Below are 18,331 nucleotides of genomic sequence, written 5' to 3'. Positions count from 1 at the left end.
GCACGGCGCTGAAGGGAGCTATCCATGGACGACCTCTACGAAGTCTACGCCATCCGTTACGGCCACCACGACCGCAACGCGGCGGCGAATTTCATCGGCGGCGATCCGCATGACGGCCCGATGCCGCTCGACTATTTCGTCTGGGCGATCGTGGGCAAGTCGCGCACCTTCGTGTTCGACACCGGCTTCGACGCAAAAGTCGCGGACCGGCGCCAGCGCAATCTGCTGCGCCCGGTCGGCGAGGGACTGAAGATGATCGGCATCGACCCGGACAAGGTCGAGGACGTCATCATCTCGCACATGCATTTTGACCATGCCGGCAACCACGAGCTGTTCCCGAAGGCCCGCTACCATGTCCAGGACGTGGAGATGGCCTACTGCACGGGACGCTGCATGTGCCACAGCTATCTCCGGCATCCGTTCGACTATGAGGACGTGGCCAGCATGATCGGCAAGCTCTACGCCGGGCGCGTGACTTTCCATGACGGCGTCTCCGAAGTCGCTCCGAACCTCACCGTTCATCGCATCGGCGGCCACTCGAAAGGCCTGCAGGTGATACGGGTGAAGACGCAGCGCGGCTTTGTCGTGCTCGGCTCCGACGCCTCGCATTTCTATGCCAACTTCGAGCAGAACCGGCCTTTCCCGGTGCTGGAGAGCGCAACCGACATGCTGGACGGCTACGCCACTATGCGCAAGCTCGCCAGCTCGCCGAACCACATCATCCCGGGCCACGATCCGCTGGTGCTCGCCCGCTATCCCGCCGCCCTGGCGGGCGTGGACGACATCGTGCGTCTCGACCTCGACCCGATCCCCGGAGCGCCGTGAGCGCCTTCTTGATCAATGCCCCCGGACGGTCGAAAGCCTCGGGGCGTTCGTCACAATCGCATGGAGACGACAATGACTGATCTCAAGCTTGGCCTGGCTGGCGCCGGCAGGATGGGAACGCCGATGGCGAAGCGCCTGATGGCGGCCGGCTACCATCTGAGCGTCTATGACACCAATGCCGCCGCCGTCGGGGCATTGGCTGCTCAGGGCGCCGGCAAGGCCGCGACGCCCGCCGAGCTGGCGAAGAGCTGCGACGTGGTGCTGCTTTCGCTGCCGACGCCGGAGATCGTGCAGGCCGTTTGCCTCGGCCCCGACGGGCTTGCCTCCGCCAAGGGCGCGAGCATCGTCATCGACCTCTCGACCACCGGTCCACGGACGGAGCGCCTCGTCGCGAAGGACCTCGAGGCCGCCGGCATCGCCTTGGCCGACTGCCCGGTGAGCGGCGGCGTGGGCGGCGCTGAAAAAGGTACGCTGGCGATGATGGCCGCTTGCGGCGCGGCGACGATGGAAACGATCCGCCCGGTCCTCGAAACGCTCGGCAAACCGGTCCATGTCGGCCTGGAGCCGGGCATGGGCCAGATGATCAAGGTGATCAACAACCTGATGTCGGTGACGGCGTTGTCGATCGCGTCGGAAGCGCTCGTGCTCGGCACCAAGGCCGGGCTCGATCCGGACGTCATGCTCGAGGTCATCAATTCGGGCAGCGGCAGTTCCAACGCGACAATGACGAAGATCCCGAAATTCGTGCTTACCCGCGGCTTCGATTTCGGCTTCGCCATCGGGCTGTCGGCCAAGGACATCCGCCTTTGCCTCGAGGAGAGCGATGCGCTGGGCGTGCCGATGATCGTCGGCGGCGCGGTGCGGCAGTTGCTGACCGTGGCGAAGAGCGATCTCGGCCCGGATGCGGACCTGACCGAAATCATCAAGCCGATCGAAGGCTGGGCCGGCGTGACGGTTGCTGGCAAGAAGGCCCAGGCCTGACGCCGGCCGGAACGCATCCGATGAGCGCCAATTCCCCTCAGGCGATCGCTCCGGGCCTGTCGCGCCGGCTTGCGGCGTTCGTGCGCAATTCGCAATGGAGCGACGTGCCCGAACCGGTACACGAGCACGCGCTGCGCGCTCTCTTCAACGGTTTCGGGACCGCGCTTGGCGGCTCATCCGACCAGGCGATCCTGCGCCTTGCGGCGAGCCTCGCGCCCTTCTCCGCCGGGGAAGCGGCGACCGTGATCGGTCATGAGGCCAAGCGCGATGCGCCAACCGCAGCTTTCCTCAACGCGGCCTCGATGAACGTGTTCGATTTCGACGACACCCATCAAGGCACGATCATCCACCCGACCGCGCCCGTGGCGCCCGTCGTCCTTGCCTTGGCCGAGTCCCGGCCGGTCAGCGGGACTGAGCTGCTGCACGCCTTCGTGCTCGGCGTGGAGGTGACCTGCCGGATCGGCAACGCGATCTCGCCGGGCCATTACAATCGCGGTTGGCACATCACCTCGACCTGCGGGATCTTCGGCGCCGCCGCGGCCGCGGCGAAGCTGCTCGATCTGACCGAGGAGGAAATCCTCTGGGCCTTCGGCAATGCTTCCGCCCAGGCATCCGGCCTCGTCGAAACACTGGGTTTTATGGCCAAAAGCGTCGGCGTCGGCACTGCCGCGCGCGGGGGCCTGCTCGCGGCACTGATGGCCCAAGGCGGCGTCGAGGGACCGCCGATGCCGCTCGAAGGCCCGCGCGGTTTCCTGCAGGTCTTGTGCGACGCGCCACAGCCGGAGCTGATCGAGCGGGGACTGGGCAGTGACTGGGAAAACCTGCGCAACATGTTCAAGCCATATCCGTGCGGCGTGGTGCTCAACCCCGTTATCGACGCATGCCTCGACCTGCATCGGAAACCGGATTTCTCCGCCGGCCTGGTCAGCGACGTCACGGTGCGCGGCTGCCCGCTGCTCAAGGCCCGCGCCGACAGGCCCGAGGTCACCACGGGCAGGGAGGCGCAGGTCAGCGCGCAGCATGCCGTCGCCGTCGCCCTGTTGCGCGGCACGGCCGGCGCCGCCGATTTCAGCGACGCGGCGGTGAACGATCCTGAAGTGAAGGCATTGCGCGCCAAGGTGCGTCCGGTCGAAACGGACGAAGCCATTCCGGTCGAGGCGGCATACATCTCCGTCCGCTGCGGCGACGGATCGCATTTCGAGACGAGCGAGCTGGCCGCCACCGGCAGTCCGGCGCGGCCGATGACGGATGCCGCGCTGCGCGACAAATTCGCCGCCCTCGCCCGCTATGGCTGCCCGGCGATCGATGCCGGCGCGTTTGCCGACGGGCTGTGGGCGCTGCGCGGCGTCAGCGACGCCGGTTCGATCATGGCGCTGGCGCGGCCGAAGGCGTAAACGACAAGCCGCCGAGCGACCTCAGCGACTGTGCTGCGGCGGCTTCCAGACATGGGTGGAGATGATATCCCTCAGTTCCGTGCGCACGGCGCGAAACAGCGGACGAAACGTCGAGGACATCGGTTTCTGCGACGAGGTGGCAAGGATCAGCTTGCGCGTGATCTGCGGCTCGAACGGCCAGACCTCGATCCGGCCGGCTTCGGCGAGCAGATGCACGGAGGCATAGGGCAGGACCGTGTAGCCGCCGCCCTCCTCGACAAGCAGCAGCGTCGACGGCATCGCTTCCAGCTCCATCTCGATGCGCGGATAGATGCCGTGCTCGGCGACGATGTTGTCGATCAGCCGGCGCAGGCCATGCGGCCGGCTCGGCAGGATCATCGGCAGTTCCGCAAGCACGTTGAGGCCGACCGGGCCGCGCGGCAGCAGAGGTTCGGCCAGCGCCGGACCGATCAGGAAAAGCTCGTCATCGGCGAGCGGCTCGGTCAGCACCGAAGGGTGGTTGGGCGAGTTGTAGAGCACCGCAGCGTCGATGCGGCCGGCGATCAGCCATTCCAGGATGTGGCCGCTGAAGCCCTCGATGACCTGCAGGGCGACATTCGGGAACTCGTTCTTGATCTTCTTGACCAGCGGCACCGTCAGCACCGTGCCGACCGAGGGCGGAACGCCGAGCACCAGCCGGCCGCGCGGCGAAGCCCTGAGATTGGACACGGCGTTTTGCGCGAGGCGCATGCGCTCGACGATCTCGTCGGCATGCGATTTCAACAGCGCGCCGGCTTCGGTCAGCACCACGCCGCGACCGTTGCGGTGGAACAGTTCGACACCCAGTTCCTCTTCGAGCCCGCGGATATGGCGCGTGATCATCGGCTGGGTGACGTTGAGATCGACAGCGGCCTTCGAGAAACTGCCCGCCGAGCCGACCGCGATGAAGACCTGTAGCTGCTTCGTGTCCAACTCAACCCACCCAACCCGCCGCCGGGCGGTGCCCTGCCCGAAGCCTTCGATCCCTAGGTGCGAAACGGATATTTCAGGCCGCGCACGTTCAGGAACACGGCATAGACAGAAGTCGTCGCCGTGATGAACAGCCGATTGTGCCGCGCGCCGCCAAACGCGACGTTCGCCACCATTTCCGGCACCAGGATCTTGCCGATCAATTCACCGGCCGGCGTGTGGCACTGGACACCGTCCCAGGCGCTGATCCAGAGGTTGCCGGCGATATCGACCCGGAACCCGTCCGGAATGCCCGGCGATATTTCGGCGAACACGCGCGAATTTACCAGCCTGTCGCCGGCAACGTCAAACGACCTGACGTGATGCGGCGCGCTGCGGTCGGTCAGATAACCGGAATCGGCGATGTAGAGCGTCTTCTCGTCAGGCGAGAAGGCCAGACCGTTGGGCATCGAGAAATCGTCGGCAACGACGGTGACGCGACCGGATTGCGGATCGATGCGGTAGACGCGGCAGCCGGGCTGCTCCTGCTCGGCCCGGCGCCCGACATAGTCGGAGATGATGCCGTAATTCGGATCGGTGAACCAGACGCTGCCGTCCGACTTGACCACCACGTCGTTCGGCGAGTTGAGCCGCCTTCCCTCGAAGGCATCCGCAAGCACGGTGACCGAGCCGTCCCATTCGGTCCGCACGACGCGGCGCTCGCCCTGCATGCAGGTCACGAGCCTGCCTTCGCGGTCGCGCGTGCTGCCGTTCGGATTGGCGACATTGCCGCGAAACAGCGAAACCGCGCCGGTCTCCTCGTCCCAGCGCAGCATGCGGTCGTTGGGGATGTCGCTCCACACCAGCGTGCGCAGGTCGGCGAAATAGACCGGCCCCTCCGCCCAGCGGTTGCCGGTGTGCAGCGTTTCGAGGAAAGCGACCGGATCGATAAGGTCGCCGAAGCGCGGATCGATGATCTCGTAGCAGGACATCGGCTGTCTCGCTTGTGGGCGGATGGCAATGGTCTGGATCGGCGGGTCGGATAGTGGACCGTCCGACCCGCCGATCTTCAGCGCTGGACGAACGGAGCCGGAATGGAGTTCCCGGCGTCGATCCAGACGCTCTTTTCCTGGAGATATTCGTAGATGGCGGTGCGGCCGTTTTCCCGGCCGAAGCCCGACTGCTTGTAACCGCCAAAGGGCGACAGGTAGCTCGTCGCGCGGTACATGTTGACCCAGACGATGCCCGCCTCCAGCCGGTCCGGCAGCCGGATGCCGCGGCCGATGTCCTGGGTCCACAATCCGGCGGCGAGGCCATAGATGCTATCATTGGCGATGGCCACGGCTTCGTCCTCGTCCTCGAACGGAATGATCGAGAGAACCGGACCGAACACCTCTTCCTGGGCGATACGCATCGACTGGCTGACATTGCCGAAAATGGTCGGCTCGACGAACCAGCCATCGGCGATCGCCTTGTCTTCGGGCACCTTGCCGCCGAGAAGCTGGAGGGCGCCTTCGTCCCGGGCGATGCCGATATAGTCGAGGACCTTCTTGCGCTGCGGCAGCGTCGTGATCGGACCGACCTGCGTGTCCGGATCGAGCGGATCGCCGATCCTGGCGGTCTTCGCGAACGCCACCAGCTTTTCGACCACCTGGTCGTAGACGGAGCGCTGCACCAGCGCGCGCGAGCCGGCGATGCAGGTCTGGCCGGTCGCCGCGAAGATGCCCGAGACCAGTCCGGGGATCGCCGCCTCCAGCTTGGCGTCGGCGAAGACGATGTTCGCCGATTTGCCGCCAAGCTCCAGCGTCACCTTCTTCAGCCCGCCGGCCGCGGCCTGGTAGACGCGGCGACCCGTGGCATCGCCGCCAGTGAAGGCGACTTTCGCCACCCTCGGATGCGTGACCATGCGGTCGCCGATCTCATGGCCGAAGCCGGTGACGATGTTGACGACGCCTTTCGGGAAGCCCGCCTTCTCGAATAGCCTGCCGAAGAAGAGCGCCGAGACCGACGAGAATTCCGAAGGCTTCCATACCACCGTGTTGCCGGCGGCCAGCGCCGGCGCCAGCTTCCAGGTCGCCAGCATCAGCGGCGAGTTCCATGGCGTGATCGCCGCCACGACACCCAGAGGCTCGAGCTTGGTGTAGTTGAAGACGCCGGGCTTATCGATCGGGATGACACGCCCCTCGATCTTGTCGGCCAGCCCGCCGAAGAAGCGGAACCATTGCGGGATGTATTTGCACTGCATCCGCATTTCGTTGATGAGCTTGCCGTTGTCGCGCGTCTCGAGGACGGCGAGGTTCTCAGCCTCCTCTGCGACGAGGTCGGCAAAGCGCGCCATGATCTGGCCGCGCGCGCTCGCCGTCATCGACCGCCATTCCCCCCGGAAGGCTTGTGAGGCGGACTCGACGGCCGCATCGACATCGGCGACGCCCGCGCGCGGAACAAGCGCCCAGGCCTTGCCGGTGAAGGGATCGAAGGACTCGAAATACTCGCCCGATGCCGCGGCGACCCAGCGGCCGCCGATCAGCATGGCAAGCTTGTCCTCGGCGAGCGGCGGACGCTGGATCATGCGCCGATTTCCTGCAGGGCCTCGCGGGCATTGCGGAAGGCGTCGACGCCGGCCGGCACGCCGGCATAGATCGCGACCTGCAGCAGCACCTCGCGGATCTCGTCCTTGGTGACGCCGTTGCGGATCGCGCCCTTGACGTGCATGTTCAATTCGTGCGGCCGGTTGAGCGAAGCGAGCATCGCAAGGTTCAGCATGCTGCGCGTCTTGCGGTCGAGCGTTTCGCGACCCCATACGGCGCCCCAGCAATATTCGGTCACCAGCTCCTGCATAGGACGGTTGAAATCGTCGGCGCTGGCGAAGGATTTCTCCACGAATTCGGCGCCGAGTACCGCCTTGCGGATCTCGAAGCCCTTGTCGAACATGTCCTTACCCATCGGATTATTCCTTTCTGCTTGGGAGGGGATCAGAGGCCGGGTGTCGGCCGGTATTTGCGACCGCGCGCCAGCACGTGGCCGAGCGAGCCGTCGGTGAGGTAGATCTGGGTGGCCTTGGAATCGTACTGCACGCTTTCCTGGCCGGGATAGCCGAGCAACTCGCGCACGCGCGGGTTCATGTAATAAGTGCAGATGGCAATCGTGGTGACGGCCGAGAAGGCGGCGCCGTCTTCCTTGTTGAGCTTTTCGAGATGCGCTTCCGCGCTCAATGCCGGATCGGCGTCGAGCCCGCGATCGAACCCTTCCTTGAGGTCAACGCGAAAATCGAGCGCCTTCTGGGCGTCTGCGAAGCTGCAGACCGAACCGAACGCCGGCATTTCGCCATGGGCCGGAATGAGGAAATCGGCAAGGGCGAGGAAAGTCTTGTCTTGGCTCATCTCAGGCGACCTTCTGGTTGCGCCGTTCGGCAATCATGCGACGCGTGTTGCGAAGCGCCACCGCCATGATCGTCGCGGTCGGATTGGTCGCCCCCGAGGTCGGGAAGGTCGAGGCGTCCATGATGTAGAGGTTGGGCACGTCATGGCTGGCGCCCCACTGGTCGACGACCGAGCGCTTGGGGTCGTCGCCCATCACGGTCGTGCCGATCAGGTGCCAGCCGGATTCGCGCACCGGGGTGGAAACGAGCGTCTCGATCGCGCCTGCGGCATGTACCGATTCCAGGCAGCGATCGATGTTGAACTGAAGCAGGCGGTTTGAGTTCTCGTTGACCTTGTAGACGATCTGCGGCGCCGGCAGGCCGTCGAAATCGACGAGGTCCTTGGACAGCACCACCTGGTTGTTCTCTTCCGGCAGGTCCTCGCCGACGATGCCCCAGATCAGCGAATGGCCGAAGCGGCGGGCGACGTTCTCATGCAGGTTGGCGCCCCAGAAGTCCTGGAAACGGCCTTCTTCGGCGACATAGACCTTGGAGCCGATGGCGCCCGACACGCCGACCGGGCCGCCCGATGGCATGCAGTTCCATTTCGATCCGCGCACGAAGCCGCGCCGCTCGTCGGTTTCGTAGAATTCGAGCGAATAGACCTGCTGACCGAATGGGCCGCGCCAGGAGTCCAACGGGTCCTCGTAGGAGGCAAGGATGCTGGCGAAGGGATGCATCATCAGCCGCTTGCCGACCATGCCGGACGAGTTGGCCAGCCCGTCCGGATGCTTCGCTCCACCCGACATCAAGAGCAGCCGCGGCGTGCCGACGCCGTTGGCGCAGAGGATGACGACCTTGGCCCGCTGGCGCCGGTCGCGGCCATTGGCGTCGACATAGACGACGCCGGTGGCAAGCCCCTGCTCGTTCGTCTCGACCTCCTTGACGCGCGCGCGGGTAACGAGCCGGGCGCCGGCCTTCAAGGCAAGCGGCCAGTGCGAGCGGTCGGTGGTCGACTTCGCGCCCTCGGGGCAGCCGGTGAGACAGGTGCCGCGCCGCACACAGGCGTTCAACTCGCCGAATTTCTCGGAGGGTATCGCGTTGCTCCCCGGCCACCAGTGCCAGCCCATGCGCTCCATGCCGAGCGCGCCGCGCAGACCCACGGAACCGATCGGCAGCGCGGGAAACGGATAGGGTCCGCGCGGCGGAAAGGCCGGATCGCCGGCAAGGCCGGACACGCCGACCTCGCGCTCGATCTCGAGCTGGTAGGGCAGCAGGTCCTCGTAGGAAAACGGCCAGTCCTCGGCGACGCCGTCGAGCGAACGGACACGGAAGTCGGAGGGCAGGAAATGCATCCACTGCGCGCCATAGAGCGTGGCGCTGCCGCCGACGCCGGCGAACATCAGCGGATTGATATCGGTGGTCGAAGTGTCGACCGGATAGTCGTTCGGGTTGTCGCGCACATTGGGATTGGGGTGCCAGAGCTTGGTGCTGACCAGCTCGTGCTCCGGCCGCGCGCCCGTGTAGTCGTTGTATTCGGGCCACTCCCCCTGCTCCAGCACGACCACCGAAAAGCCGGCCCGCGCGAGATGAAGCGCGGCGACCGAACCGGAAGGCCCGGCGCCGACGATGGCGACATCCACTTCCTCGTCGCGCCGCGCGCGGGCACCGCGTTCGCTCAGGCTCTCGACATTCATTTGATACCTCCCTCGATGGCTGGCGGCTGGCTCATGCGAGCCGCGTGCGGTAGAAGGCAGCGGCGCCTATGATGATGATGCCCTTGATGATGAGCTGCATCTCGATCGGGAAGCCCAGCAAAAGCACCAGGTTGTTGATGACGACCAGCACCGCGACGCCGAGCAGCGCGGCAAAGACGTTGCCGCGTCCGCCGGTGAGCGCCACGCCGCCCATGACCGCCGCGACGATCGAGTCGAGCTCATAGCCCTGGCCGACCCAGTTGGAGACCGTCCCGACATAGCCAAGCAGGAACAGGCCGCCTATGCCGGCGCAGACGGAGCAGATGACGTAGCAGAAGATGATGACGCGATCGGGCGCGACACCGTTGAGGAAGGCCGCCTTGGGATTGCTGCCCACCATGAATATCTCGCGCCCGACACGCGAGCGGTGGAGCACTGTGCCGAAGACAATCGCCAGCAGCGCCAAGGTGATCAGGTTGACCGGGATGCCGAGGATGCGGCCCGACGCCAGGAAGCCCATGCCCGGCGGAAGCGTGCTGATCGGCGCCCCGCCCGTATAGGCAAAGCGGATGCCCTGCAGGATGATCATCATGGCCAACGTGGCAAGGAACGGACTGACGTTGCGCTTGGCGACCAGCCAGCCGTTGACCAGGCCGACGACGGCTGAGAAGGCGATCGCAGACACGAAGATCATCGGGATCGCATCGTTGGTCGTTGCCTTGAAGGCGGTCGCAAGCACGGCCACCGTCGCCATCAGCGAAGCCACCGACAGGTCGAGCCCCCGCACCAGGATGACGAAGGTCTGGCCGACGACCACCATGCCGAGCGGAGCCGCGATGGTGAGCACGTTGACCAGGTTGGCCGGCCGCAGGAAGGTCGGCGAGAGCGCGGCCGCGACCAGCAGCAGCGCGACGAGGAAGACGATCAATCCATAGCGCTCGAAAACCGAGGCGACGGATACGCCTCGGGAGCGGGGCAGAGGTGTCTCCAGAGGCGCCATCACTGCCTCCGCTTCGTGGTGTGGATGCTGACGGCGATGATGATGATCAGGCCCTGGATCACCCACTGGTAATAGGAAGACACGTTGAGGAAATTCAGCAAATTGTTGAGCATCGTCACCAGGAGCACGCCGAGCAGCGTGCCGAGGACGCCGCCGCGCCCGCCGGCGAGAACCGTGCCGCCGACCACCACCGGCGTGATCGACTGCAGCGTCAAGGCGGTGCCGATGCGCGGGTCGCCGACACCGGTGCGGGCGGTCAGGAAGATCGCCGCAAGCCCGGCGCACAGGCCGGAGAGCGCATAGGCCATGACCACGATACGGTTCACCGGCAGGCCGTTCAACCGCGCCGCCTCGCGGTCGCCGCCGACGAAATAGATGCTGCGGCCCGAGCGCGAGCGCTGGAGCCAGAGGCCGGCAAGGGCGAAGATCGCGACGAGGACGATCGCGGTCACCGGGATGCCCCACAGCTTTGCATAGGAGAAGTCGGCCAGGCCCCGCGGGACCGATCCGCCTGGTTCCTTGTTGTACATCAGCGTGCCGCCGAAGATGATCGACGACATGCCGAGCGTGACGATCAGCGGATGGACGCGCAGCACGATGGTGAGCAGGCCGTTGAGCGCGCCGATCGCCGTCGCGGCGATCAAGGCGAGCGGCAGAGCCAGCCAGAGCAGGTCCGGCCGCCATTCGAGGAAATGTGCGATGAAGACCGTCGATGCGCTGACCAGCGAGCCGACCGCAAGGTCGATGCCGCCTAGGAGCACCACGAATGTCTGGCCGAGGCTGACCATGCCCAGCACGACGAGCTGCTGGAACAGGTTGCCGAAATTGCGCCAGGTGAGAAAGCGGTCGGACAGGAAACCGCCGGCCACGACGAGCAGGATGAGCAACGCCACCACGATCACATAGGAGAGCGAAAGCCGGTTGCGGCGGAATTCGGCGACGACGGCGCTCATGCGACCTGCTCCAGCCGCGCCGCCTTGCTCTCGCGCCGATCGACCGAGCGCACCGCGAGATCCATGATCGCCTCTTCGGTGGCGGAGGCGCCGTCGATCTCGCCCGCGACATGGCCTTGCGACATGACAAAGATGCGGTCCGACAGGCCGATGATCTCCGGCAGTTCGGAGCTGATCATCAGAATGCCCACACCCTGCTCCGCGAGGTTGCGCACGATGCGATAGATTTCGACCTTGGCGCCGATGTCGACGCCGCGCGTCGGCTCGTCGAGAATGAGCAGCTTGCGGGCGATACGCGACCAGCGGCCGAAGAGCACCTTCTGCTGGTTGCCGCCGGAAAGATTGCCGACTTTGACCTCCGGCGAAAGCGCGGCCACGGCGAAGTTGCGTATTTGGTCGAGCGCGATTTCGCGCTCACCGCGCCGGTCGATCAGCCCTCGCCTGGTGACGCCCGCCAGATCGGGCGCAATGACATTCGCCGAGATCGGCAGGCCGAGGAACAGCCCCTCGTCCTTGCGATTCTCGGTCAGGAAGCCGAGGCCGTTGCGGATCGCCTCGCGTGGCATGCGTCGATCGAACGGCCTGCCTTCGAACTCGATCGTGCCACCATCGAGATCGCGCGTGCCGAAGATCACCTCGGCCACTTCGGTGCGGCCCGAGCCGACCATGCCGGCGATGCCGACGACCTCTCCCGGCCTGACCGAGAGGCTGACATCGCGCACGCGGTGGCCGGCCCGAAGGTTGCTCACCTTCAGGATGTCCGGCCCGCTGGCCGGCGCCTTGCGGCGCGGCGGATAGATCTGCTCAAGGCGGCGTCCGACCATCTTGGTGATCATCTCGTCGCGCGTCAGATCGCCGACCGGACCGTTGCCCGCCACCTGCCCGTCCTTCAGGATCGTCACGCGGTCGGCGATCTCGAATATCTCTTCCAGCCGATGCGAGACATAGACGATGCCGACGCCTTCGCGCTTGAGACGCCGCATGTTGTCGAACAGGAGATCGACCTCGTGGCCGGAGATCACCGCCGTCGGCTCGTCGAGCACGAGCAGCCTCACCTCGCCGACCAGCGCCTTGGCGATCTCGACCATCTGCTGGTCGGCAAGCGGCAGTTCATCGATCTTGGCATGGGTCGAGATCTTCACGCCGAGCTGCGACAAGATCTCGGCTGCCCGCGCGTGGCGGGCGCGGCCGGAGATCAGCCCCAGGCCGTTGCGCGGCTGCGCGTCGACCAGGATGTTCTCAGCGACTGAAAGCTGCGGGAAAAGAGCAAGTTCCTGATGGATGACGTGAATGCCCGCCGCACGCGCCTGCTTGGGCGACTGCCAGGAAACAGGCTTGCCCAGATACGTCATGCTGCCGCCATTCGGCCTGATGGCGCCACCCATGACCCGAATGAGGGTGGATTTTCCCGCCCCGTTTTCGCCGAGAAGAGCATGGATCTCGCTAGGACGAACGGCAAAATCCACCCTGTCCAGGGGTTTTACGCCCGGATACTCCTTCTCGATGCGACTGAGCTCGATGACGGGAGTGACCATTTATCCGATGCTCGAAATTCCGGTTACGCCAGGGTGTGCGCCCGAAGGAGCGCACACCCTGTCAGGCTGGGAGGCTTACTTCGGATAATCGGGCTTGAACGTGCTCGGATTGTATCCGGCCGGCAAGCCGTTGCTCGGCGACAGGTCGCCCGGGTCGCTCATGCTGACATGGTCGAGAAGGTGGCGGTCGCCCTTGACCGAAACCGTGTCGGCTCCCGGCGAGGTCACCACGTTGAAGCTGACCTCGACCTTTTCGGGAACCGGGATGCCCTTCATGACGTCAAGCACGGTTTCGATGCCGGTGATGCCCATCGAGGTCGGATAGTCGATGCCGACCATCTTGATATTGTGCTGGGAGGCCAGTTGATACATCAAGGCGATGTCGCCACCGGTCATCGGCGGAATTTCACGGTCCTTGTAGCCCGCCGCGAGGAAGGCCTGGATGGCGCCGGAGCCCTGCAGAGCGCTGTCGGCCAGCACGCCGTTGATTTCCTTGCCGTGCTTCTGGATGAGCGCCGCCATCACCGATTTGCCGGTCGCGGGGTTCCAGTCGCAATACTGCTTCTCCAGCACCTTGATGCCGGGGAATTTGCCGAACACCTCTTCATTCGCCTTGATGCGGATTTCGGCGACGCTCGAGCCGGCGATGCCGGGCAGCATGACGATATTGCCCTTTCCGCCGAGCGTCTCGCACAACCACAGGGCTTCGAGGCGGCCGAGCGCCCAGTCCGAGGCGGTGATGTAGGTGATGTAGTTGCTTGCCGTCTTCACCTTGCGGTCGACCATGATGACGGGAATGCCCTGCTCCATGGCGCGGCCGACGACGGAGTCCAGCGCGTCCTCCGTGGCGGCGGCGATCAACAGCACGTCGACGCCCTGGCTGATCAGGTCCTGGATGTCGGCGATCTGCTTCGAGGGATCGTCATTGGCATCGGTCGCCAGAAGATGCGCGATCTCGTTGCGATGCTGGCCGGCGGCCCAGAACACGCCGTGCTGGAAGGCCACCCGCCAAGCATTCGATATCGAGGCGTTGGAGAAGCCGATCGTATAAGGCCCTTCCTTCTTCCACTTCGAGGTGTCGACCATCGAATTGGCGTTCGGATTCCAGATCCAGGTCCTCGGCACGCCGTAATAGCCCGGCTTGGTTTCCTCCGCCGCGGCGGGGACAGTCGCGCCGAGCCCCAGGGCCGAGACCGCGCCGGCGGCCGCCATAGCGGCAGGCGCTTTGCGGATCAAGCTCGCTCGAGATATCTTATGGTCCAAGATGCTCTTTATAGTCATATTTTCCTCCTCCTGGGCACCTTTTCGGATGCCGATTATTCCTACCCCAAGTAAAAACTGGATAATTTATAGTATATTTCGCAAATTATATGGAAAAATACAAAGCGCCCGGCGACAACCGTTTGCCCAAGCCTCCCAACGCTTCGGATTAGCGGACGCATCGCCGCGAAGGTCAATCACCTGAGTTGTAATAGCTGCTATTACGATTTTCTCGATTGGGCACAGCAGCGGTTGCGATCTAATAGGCCGCAGGTACCGGGAGGTTGAGGTACGCCCGGGGAGGATCGACGCTTGAAAATTCTCGTTGTGCTGCGAATGATTCCGGATTCCGCGGGCGAGCTCGAACTGACGAGCGACGGCCGCGGAATCGACCGCGAATGGCTGGATTTCCAGCTCAACGATTTCGACGACCATGCGCTGGAAGAGGCGATCCTGCTGAAGGAAGCCGTCGGCGCGACGGTCGTGGCCGTCGCCATTGGCGAGGGCAGCAACCGTGTGCTGCAGATGGCGGTTGCCCGCGGCGCGGACGAGGCGATCGCGCTTGATGCGCAAGCGGATGGCATGATCGACTCGCGCGTCATTGCCGGTTCGATCGTCGCGCTCGCCCGCTCCAAGGCCGCCGATCTCGTCCTGTGCGGCGTCCAGTCGACCGAAGACCTCTTCGGCCAGCTGGTGCCCTATGCCGGCGCCCTGCTCGGCTGGCCGCATGTCTCCGGCTCCAGCCGGATCGGCATCGACGCCTCGGCGCTTCGCGTGACGCAGGAACGCGGCGCCGGCATCGCCGCGACCTACGAGATCGCGCTGCCGGCGGTGATCGGCGTGCAGACCGCTTCCAAGGCGCCACGTTATGTCTCGGGCAGCAAGCTACGAGAGGCGTCGAAGACGGCCATAGGCAAGGCGCCATCCCAACCTGCGGGGTTCGAACGATCGGCTGAGATCGTCGCGCTGAGATTGCCTGGGCAGCGCGGTACCGGCGAAAATCTCGGAGACAATCCCGAAAATGTCGCCGACAGGCTGGCCAGCATCCTGGCGGCCAAAGGCTTTGCGGGGGTTTGAGCGATGCGGATTGTCGCCTGCACTGAAGGCTCGTTCGGCAAGCTCGAGCCCTTTTCGCTGGAAATGATCACGGCCGCGCGGACGGCAGGAGCGGCCGACGATGAGGTTGTCGCTTTCTTCGCCGGGCAGGACCCTGAGCCCGCCGTCTCGAACCTCGGCGCCGCCGATAGGCTCATCGCGGCGAGCGTCGGCGATTCCCAGCTCATCGCCGCCGAATCCTATACGAGGCTGCTTAAGGATGCCGTTGCCGCCGAAGAGTCCGACCTGGTGCTGGTGCCCTACTCCGCCAATGGGCTCGATGTCGCCGGCGATCTCGCGGCGCGCACCGGTTGGCCGCTGGTCTCCTATGCCAACGAAATTCGCCGCGACGGCGACCGGCTGACCGTCATCGCGCAGGTCTATGGCGGCAAGATTCTCGCCGAATGCAGCGTATCCCTGCCGGCCATTTTGATGGTCAATCCCGGCGCCTTCGCCGAGGCGGAACGGCGCGCGGTCGACGCATCCAAGGTGCAGCACCGTGACGCCACGCCAATCGTCGCCGAAGGCAAGGTCCGTCTCGTCGGCGTCGATATTCCCAACTATGACAGCGTCGACCTCACGACCGCCGAGCGGATCGTCTGCGTCGGCCGCGGCATCGGCGACGAGGCCAGCATCGACATAGCCCGCGGGCTCGCGGATATTCTCGGCGCGGAGATCGCCGGCAGCCGCCCGGTGGTGGACAGCGGCTGGCTGCCCAAGGTGCGGCAGGTCGGCAAATCCGGCCAGAAGGTGAAGCCGAAGCTCTATCTGGCGCTCGGCGTCTCCGGCGCTCCCGAACACCTCGAAGGCATGTCGAAGTCGGACCTCATCATCGCCGTCAACACGGACCCCAAGGCGCCGATCTTCAACGTCGCGCATTTCGGCGCGACCTGCGACCTGTTCGATCTCGTCGCCAATCTGAGCGAGCGGCTGCAGGCGGCGTCCGACCGCTGACATGAGCGAAACGCCTGTATTGTGGATCGTCACGCTGGCGGCTATCGCGCTGACGGTCTGGCGCTCCCGCCGCTACATCGTGGCGTTGGCGCAGGCGCCTGGCGCAAACCGCTTCGACCAGCCCTGGCGCCGCCTGGAAGGCGTGGCTATCGCGATCGGCTTGCATCGCAAGATGCTGCGCAAGCCGCTGTCGGGAATCCTGCACGCGCTGATCTTCGTTTCGTTCTTCGTCCTGTTCACCGTTACGATCGAGGCGTTCGGCTCGCGCCTGTTCCCCGGCTTTTCGCTGGCGCCGATCGGTGGTGACAGCTGGATCGCGCTGCTCCAGGATGTGTTCGCGGTGCTGATGCTGGCGGGCCTCTGCCTAGCCGTCTACCAGCGCTACGTCCTGAAGCCGGCGCGGTTCAGGGGATCGAGCGGTGCCGATGCGGCGATCATCTATGTGCTCATCCTGGTCATCGTCTCATCCCTGCTGATCGAGGCCGGCGCACGGATCGTCGGCGGAGCGGATGGAGCATGGCGGCCGGTCGCGTCGCTGATGGCCGACCTGCTGCGCGCCTTGTACGTTCCGGCCCATCCGGCGGAGCGGATCGCCTATTGGATCCATGTCGGCGCCATCCTCGCCTTCCTCGTCTATATTCCGGGCTCGAAACACCGGCACATGTTCCTGGCCGCGCCCAACATCTATTTTCGCAATCTCGAACCGGCCGGCACCGTGCCCGCCGTGCCTGCAGAGCGCGAGAATCCGGGCGTCGCCTCACTCGGCCAATTCGACTGGAAGCAGCAGCTCGACCTCTTGACCTGCACCGAATGCGGACGCTGCCAGGCGGTCTGCCCAGCCTACGCCTCGGGCCTGCCGCTCAGCCCCAAGATGCTGATCACCGACATGCGCGACGCGCTGGCGAACGATGCGGCCGGCCCGCTAGTCGGCGGCGTGATCGCCGAAGAGACGCTGTGGGCCTGCACGACCTGCCGCGCCTGCATGGAGGCCTGCCCGGTCGAGATCGAGCATCTGCCCAAGATCATCGACATGCGGCGCCACCTTGTCGACGAAGGCCATGTCAGCCCCATGTTTCAGGACGCGCTGTCGAACCTCACACGGCTGGGAAACTCGATGGGCAAGCCGTCGAAGATGCGGGCGCGCTGGACGAAGGAGCTCGGCTTTCCGGTCAAGGACGCGCGCAGCGAACCGGTCGACGTTTTGTGGTTCGTCGGCGATTATGCATCCTATGATCCGCGCGTCCAGGACGTGACCCGCAAGGTCGCCGCGCTTTTCACGGCCGCCGGCGTCGATTTCGGCATCCTCTTCGATGCCGAGCGCAACAGCGGCAACGACGTGAGGCGCGCCGGCGAGGAAGGCCTGTTCGAGACGCTCGCCCAATCCAACATCGACGCGATCCGCGAATGCAGCTTCAACCGCATCGTCACCACAGATCCGCACAGCCTCAACGCGCTGAAAAACGACTATCGCCATTTTGGCGAGGAGTTCGAGGTGCTTCACTATACGGCGCTGCTTGCCGAACTGGTCGCGGCGGGCAGGCTTGACATCGCCCAGGCCGGCGGCGCCACGGTGACCTATCACGATCCCTGCTATCTCGGCCGCTACAATGGCGGCTTCGATGCACCGCGCGACCTCATCAAGGCGGCGGGCTATACTCTTCAGGACATGCCGCGCTGCCGCGAGAATTCCTTCTGCTGCGGCGCCGGGGGCGGCCGCATCTGGCAGGGCGACGACGGCGTCAAGGAACGTCCCAGCGAAAATCGCATCCGCGAGGCGCTTGGCCTGGGTGTCGGCATCTTCGTCGTCGCCTGTCCCAAGGACAAGGTCATGTACACCGCCGCCACCGACGCGCTTGGCGTGGCAAGCAGTTTGAGGATCCTCGATGTGGCCGAATTGATCAACCTGCGCGAGGCATCTAGTGCCTGATGGTTTTCTGGTTTGATGCCGAACCAGCATTCCGGCAACCAGACCGTCGCGCCCGAAGCCGCCCGATTCGAGACGATCATCGTCCCATTCAGGCACCGCTCAATGCCGGAGATGGGAAGTCCCGCGTAGTCGGGATGAACTTTGGGCAAGTCTGCTAGCCGTGTGGCTCACAATGTCCGCTTTCAGGCTGCGCGGAACTGCGCCTAAAATCCGACTTGAGGCGCGCAAAGCTGCCGTTCCGGGGATAAATGCGATGCACAGTGGCAGAATCAGCTTCTTGAATCAACTTTGGCGAACTGCTTCGCAACCCGTTGGCGAACAACGACGATATTAGTCTCTGAGGGTCATCGTTTTCGACGGAAAATCAATACATTAGCGGATGGTTCGCCAGCCCATTTCCTTCGTATGCTCTCGTATGGTCTGGC

At 64.9% G+C, this 18,331-nt stretch carries 16 protein-coding genes; 6 read left to right on the top strand and 10 right to left on the bottom strand.

Annotation, left to right across the window (positions count from 1 at the left end):
* The first annotated feature begins 24 nt into the window (after window positions 1-24).
* Genes ACVMIM_RS09380 through ACVMIM_RS09370 form a run of 3 tightly spaced genes read left to right on the top strand, consistent with a single transcriptional unit; the run spans window position 25 to window position 3,200 of the window.
* Window positions 25-825 (top strand): N-acyl homoserine lactonase family protein, encoded by an 801-nt coding sequence (locus ACVMIM_RS09380; RefSeq protein WP_476111713.1) that lies wholly within the window; start codon window positions 25-27, stop codon window positions 823-825.
* A gap of 15 nt (window positions 826-840) precedes the next feature.
* Entirely contained in the window at window positions 841-1,806 is a 966-nt protein-coding gene (locus ACVMIM_RS09375) for an NAD(P)-dependent oxidoreductase (protein ID WP_476111712.1), read from the top strand.
* Window positions 1,807-1,826: 20 nt separating this feature from the next.
* Complete coding sequence (locus ACVMIM_RS09370) at window positions 1,827-3,200, top strand: MmgE/PrpD family protein (protein ID WP_476111711.1); 1,374 nt, start codon at window positions 1,827-1,829, stop codon at window positions 3,198-3,200.
* A gap of 21 nt (window positions 3,201-3,221) precedes the next feature.
* Here ACVMIM_RS09370 and ACVMIM_RS09365 read toward each other — a convergent pair whose 3' ends face one another.
* From ACVMIM_RS09365 to ACVMIM_RS09320, 10 genes are all read right to left on the bottom strand, one after another.
* Window positions 3,222-4,151: a LysR family transcriptional regulator gene (locus tag ACVMIM_RS09365; protein WP_040999580.1), complete on the bottom strand. Its 930-nt coding sequence runs from the start codon at window positions 4,149-4,151 to the stop codon at window positions 3,222-3,224.
* Window positions 4,152-4,204: 53 nt separating this feature from the next.
* Window positions 4,205-5,119: an SMP-30/gluconolactonase/LRE family protein gene (locus tag ACVMIM_RS09360; protein WP_476111710.1), complete on the bottom strand. Its 915-nt coding sequence runs from the start codon at window positions 5,117-5,119 to the stop codon at window positions 4,205-4,207.
* A gap of 77 nt (window positions 5,120-5,196) precedes the next feature.
* Window positions 5,197-6,696: an aldehyde dehydrogenase gene (locus ACVMIM_RS09355; RefSeq protein ID WP_476111709.1), complete on the bottom strand. Its 1,500-nt coding sequence runs from the start codon at window positions 6,694-6,696 to the stop codon at window positions 5,197-5,199.
* On the bottom strand, window positions 6,693-7,070 hold the full coding sequence (locus ACVMIM_RS09350) for a carboxymuconolactone decarboxylase family protein (RefSeq protein ID WP_476111708.1): 378 nt from the start codon (window positions 7,068-7,070) through the stop codon (window positions 6,693-6,695). Before ACVMIM_RS09350 ends, ACVMIM_RS09355 begins: the two co-directional genes overlap by 4 nt.
* A gap of 29 nt (window positions 7,071-7,099) precedes the next feature.
* Entirely contained in the window at window positions 7,100-7,507 is a 408-nt protein-coding gene (locus ACVMIM_RS09345) for a hypothetical protein (RefSeq protein WP_040999575.1), read from the bottom strand.
* Window position 7,508: 1 nt separating this feature from the next.
* Window positions 7,509-9,182 (bottom strand): GMC family oxidoreductase, encoded by a 1,674-nt coding sequence (locus ACVMIM_RS09340; RefSeq protein WP_476111707.1) that lies wholly within the window; start codon window positions 9,180-9,182, stop codon window positions 7,509-7,511.
* Window positions 9,183-9,213: 31 nt separating this feature from the next.
* Window positions 9,214-10,182: an ABC transporter permease gene (locus tag ACVMIM_RS09335; RefSeq protein ID WP_476111706.1), complete on the bottom strand. Its 969-nt coding sequence runs from the start codon at window positions 10,180-10,182 to the stop codon at window positions 9,214-9,216.
* Complete coding sequence (locus tag ACVMIM_RS09330; protein WP_476111705.1) at window positions 10,182-11,135, bottom strand: ABC transporter permease; 954 nt, start codon at window positions 11,133-11,135, stop codon at window positions 10,182-10,184. The genes ACVMIM_RS09335 and ACVMIM_RS09330 overlap by 1 nt, the downstream gene beginning before the upstream one ends.
* Entirely contained in the window at window positions 11,132-12,670 is a 1,539-nt protein-coding gene (locus ACVMIM_RS09325) for a sugar ABC transporter ATP-binding protein (protein ID WP_476111704.1), read from the bottom strand. Before ACVMIM_RS09325 ends, ACVMIM_RS09330 begins: the two co-directional genes overlap by 4 nt.
* A gap of 75 nt (window positions 12,671-12,745) precedes the next feature.
* The gene (locus tag ACVMIM_RS09320) at window positions 12,746-13,906 is read right to left on the bottom strand and encodes a substrate-binding domain-containing protein (RefSeq protein WP_476111703.1); all 1,161 of its coding nucleotides are present in this window, start codon (window positions 13,904-13,906) and stop codon (window positions 12,746-12,748) included.
* A gap of 336 nt (window positions 13,907-14,242) precedes the next feature.
* Here ACVMIM_RS09320 and ACVMIM_RS09315 point away from each other — a divergent pair, with 336 nt between their 5' ends.
* From ACVMIM_RS09315 to ACVMIM_RS09305, 3 genes are read left to right on the top strand one after another with little or no spacing between them, the layout of a single operon-like run.
* Window positions 14,243-15,007, top strand: a complete 765-nt coding sequence (locus ACVMIM_RS09315; protein WP_476111702.1) for an electron transfer flavoprotein subunit beta/FixA family protein — start codon at window positions 14,243-14,245, stop codon at window positions 15,005-15,007.
* Window positions 15,008-15,010: 3 nt separating this feature from the next.
* Complete coding sequence (locus ACVMIM_RS09310) at window positions 15,011-15,979, top strand: electron transfer flavoprotein subunit alpha/FixB family protein (RefSeq protein WP_476111701.1); 969 nt, start codon at window positions 15,011-15,013, stop codon at window positions 15,977-15,979.
* A 1-nt stretch (window position 15,980) separates the two neighbouring features.
* Window positions 15,981-17,906, top strand: a complete 1,926-nt coding sequence (locus ACVMIM_RS09305; RefSeq protein ID WP_476111700.1) for a (Fe-S)-binding protein — start codon at window positions 15,981-15,983, stop codon at window positions 17,904-17,906.
* The last annotated feature ends 425 nt before the right edge of the window (window positions 17,907-18,331 follow it).

Source organism: Mesorhizobium sp. USDA 4413, from assembly GCF_056280365.1.
This window is presented reverse-complemented; position numbering and strand designations above follow the sequence as displayed.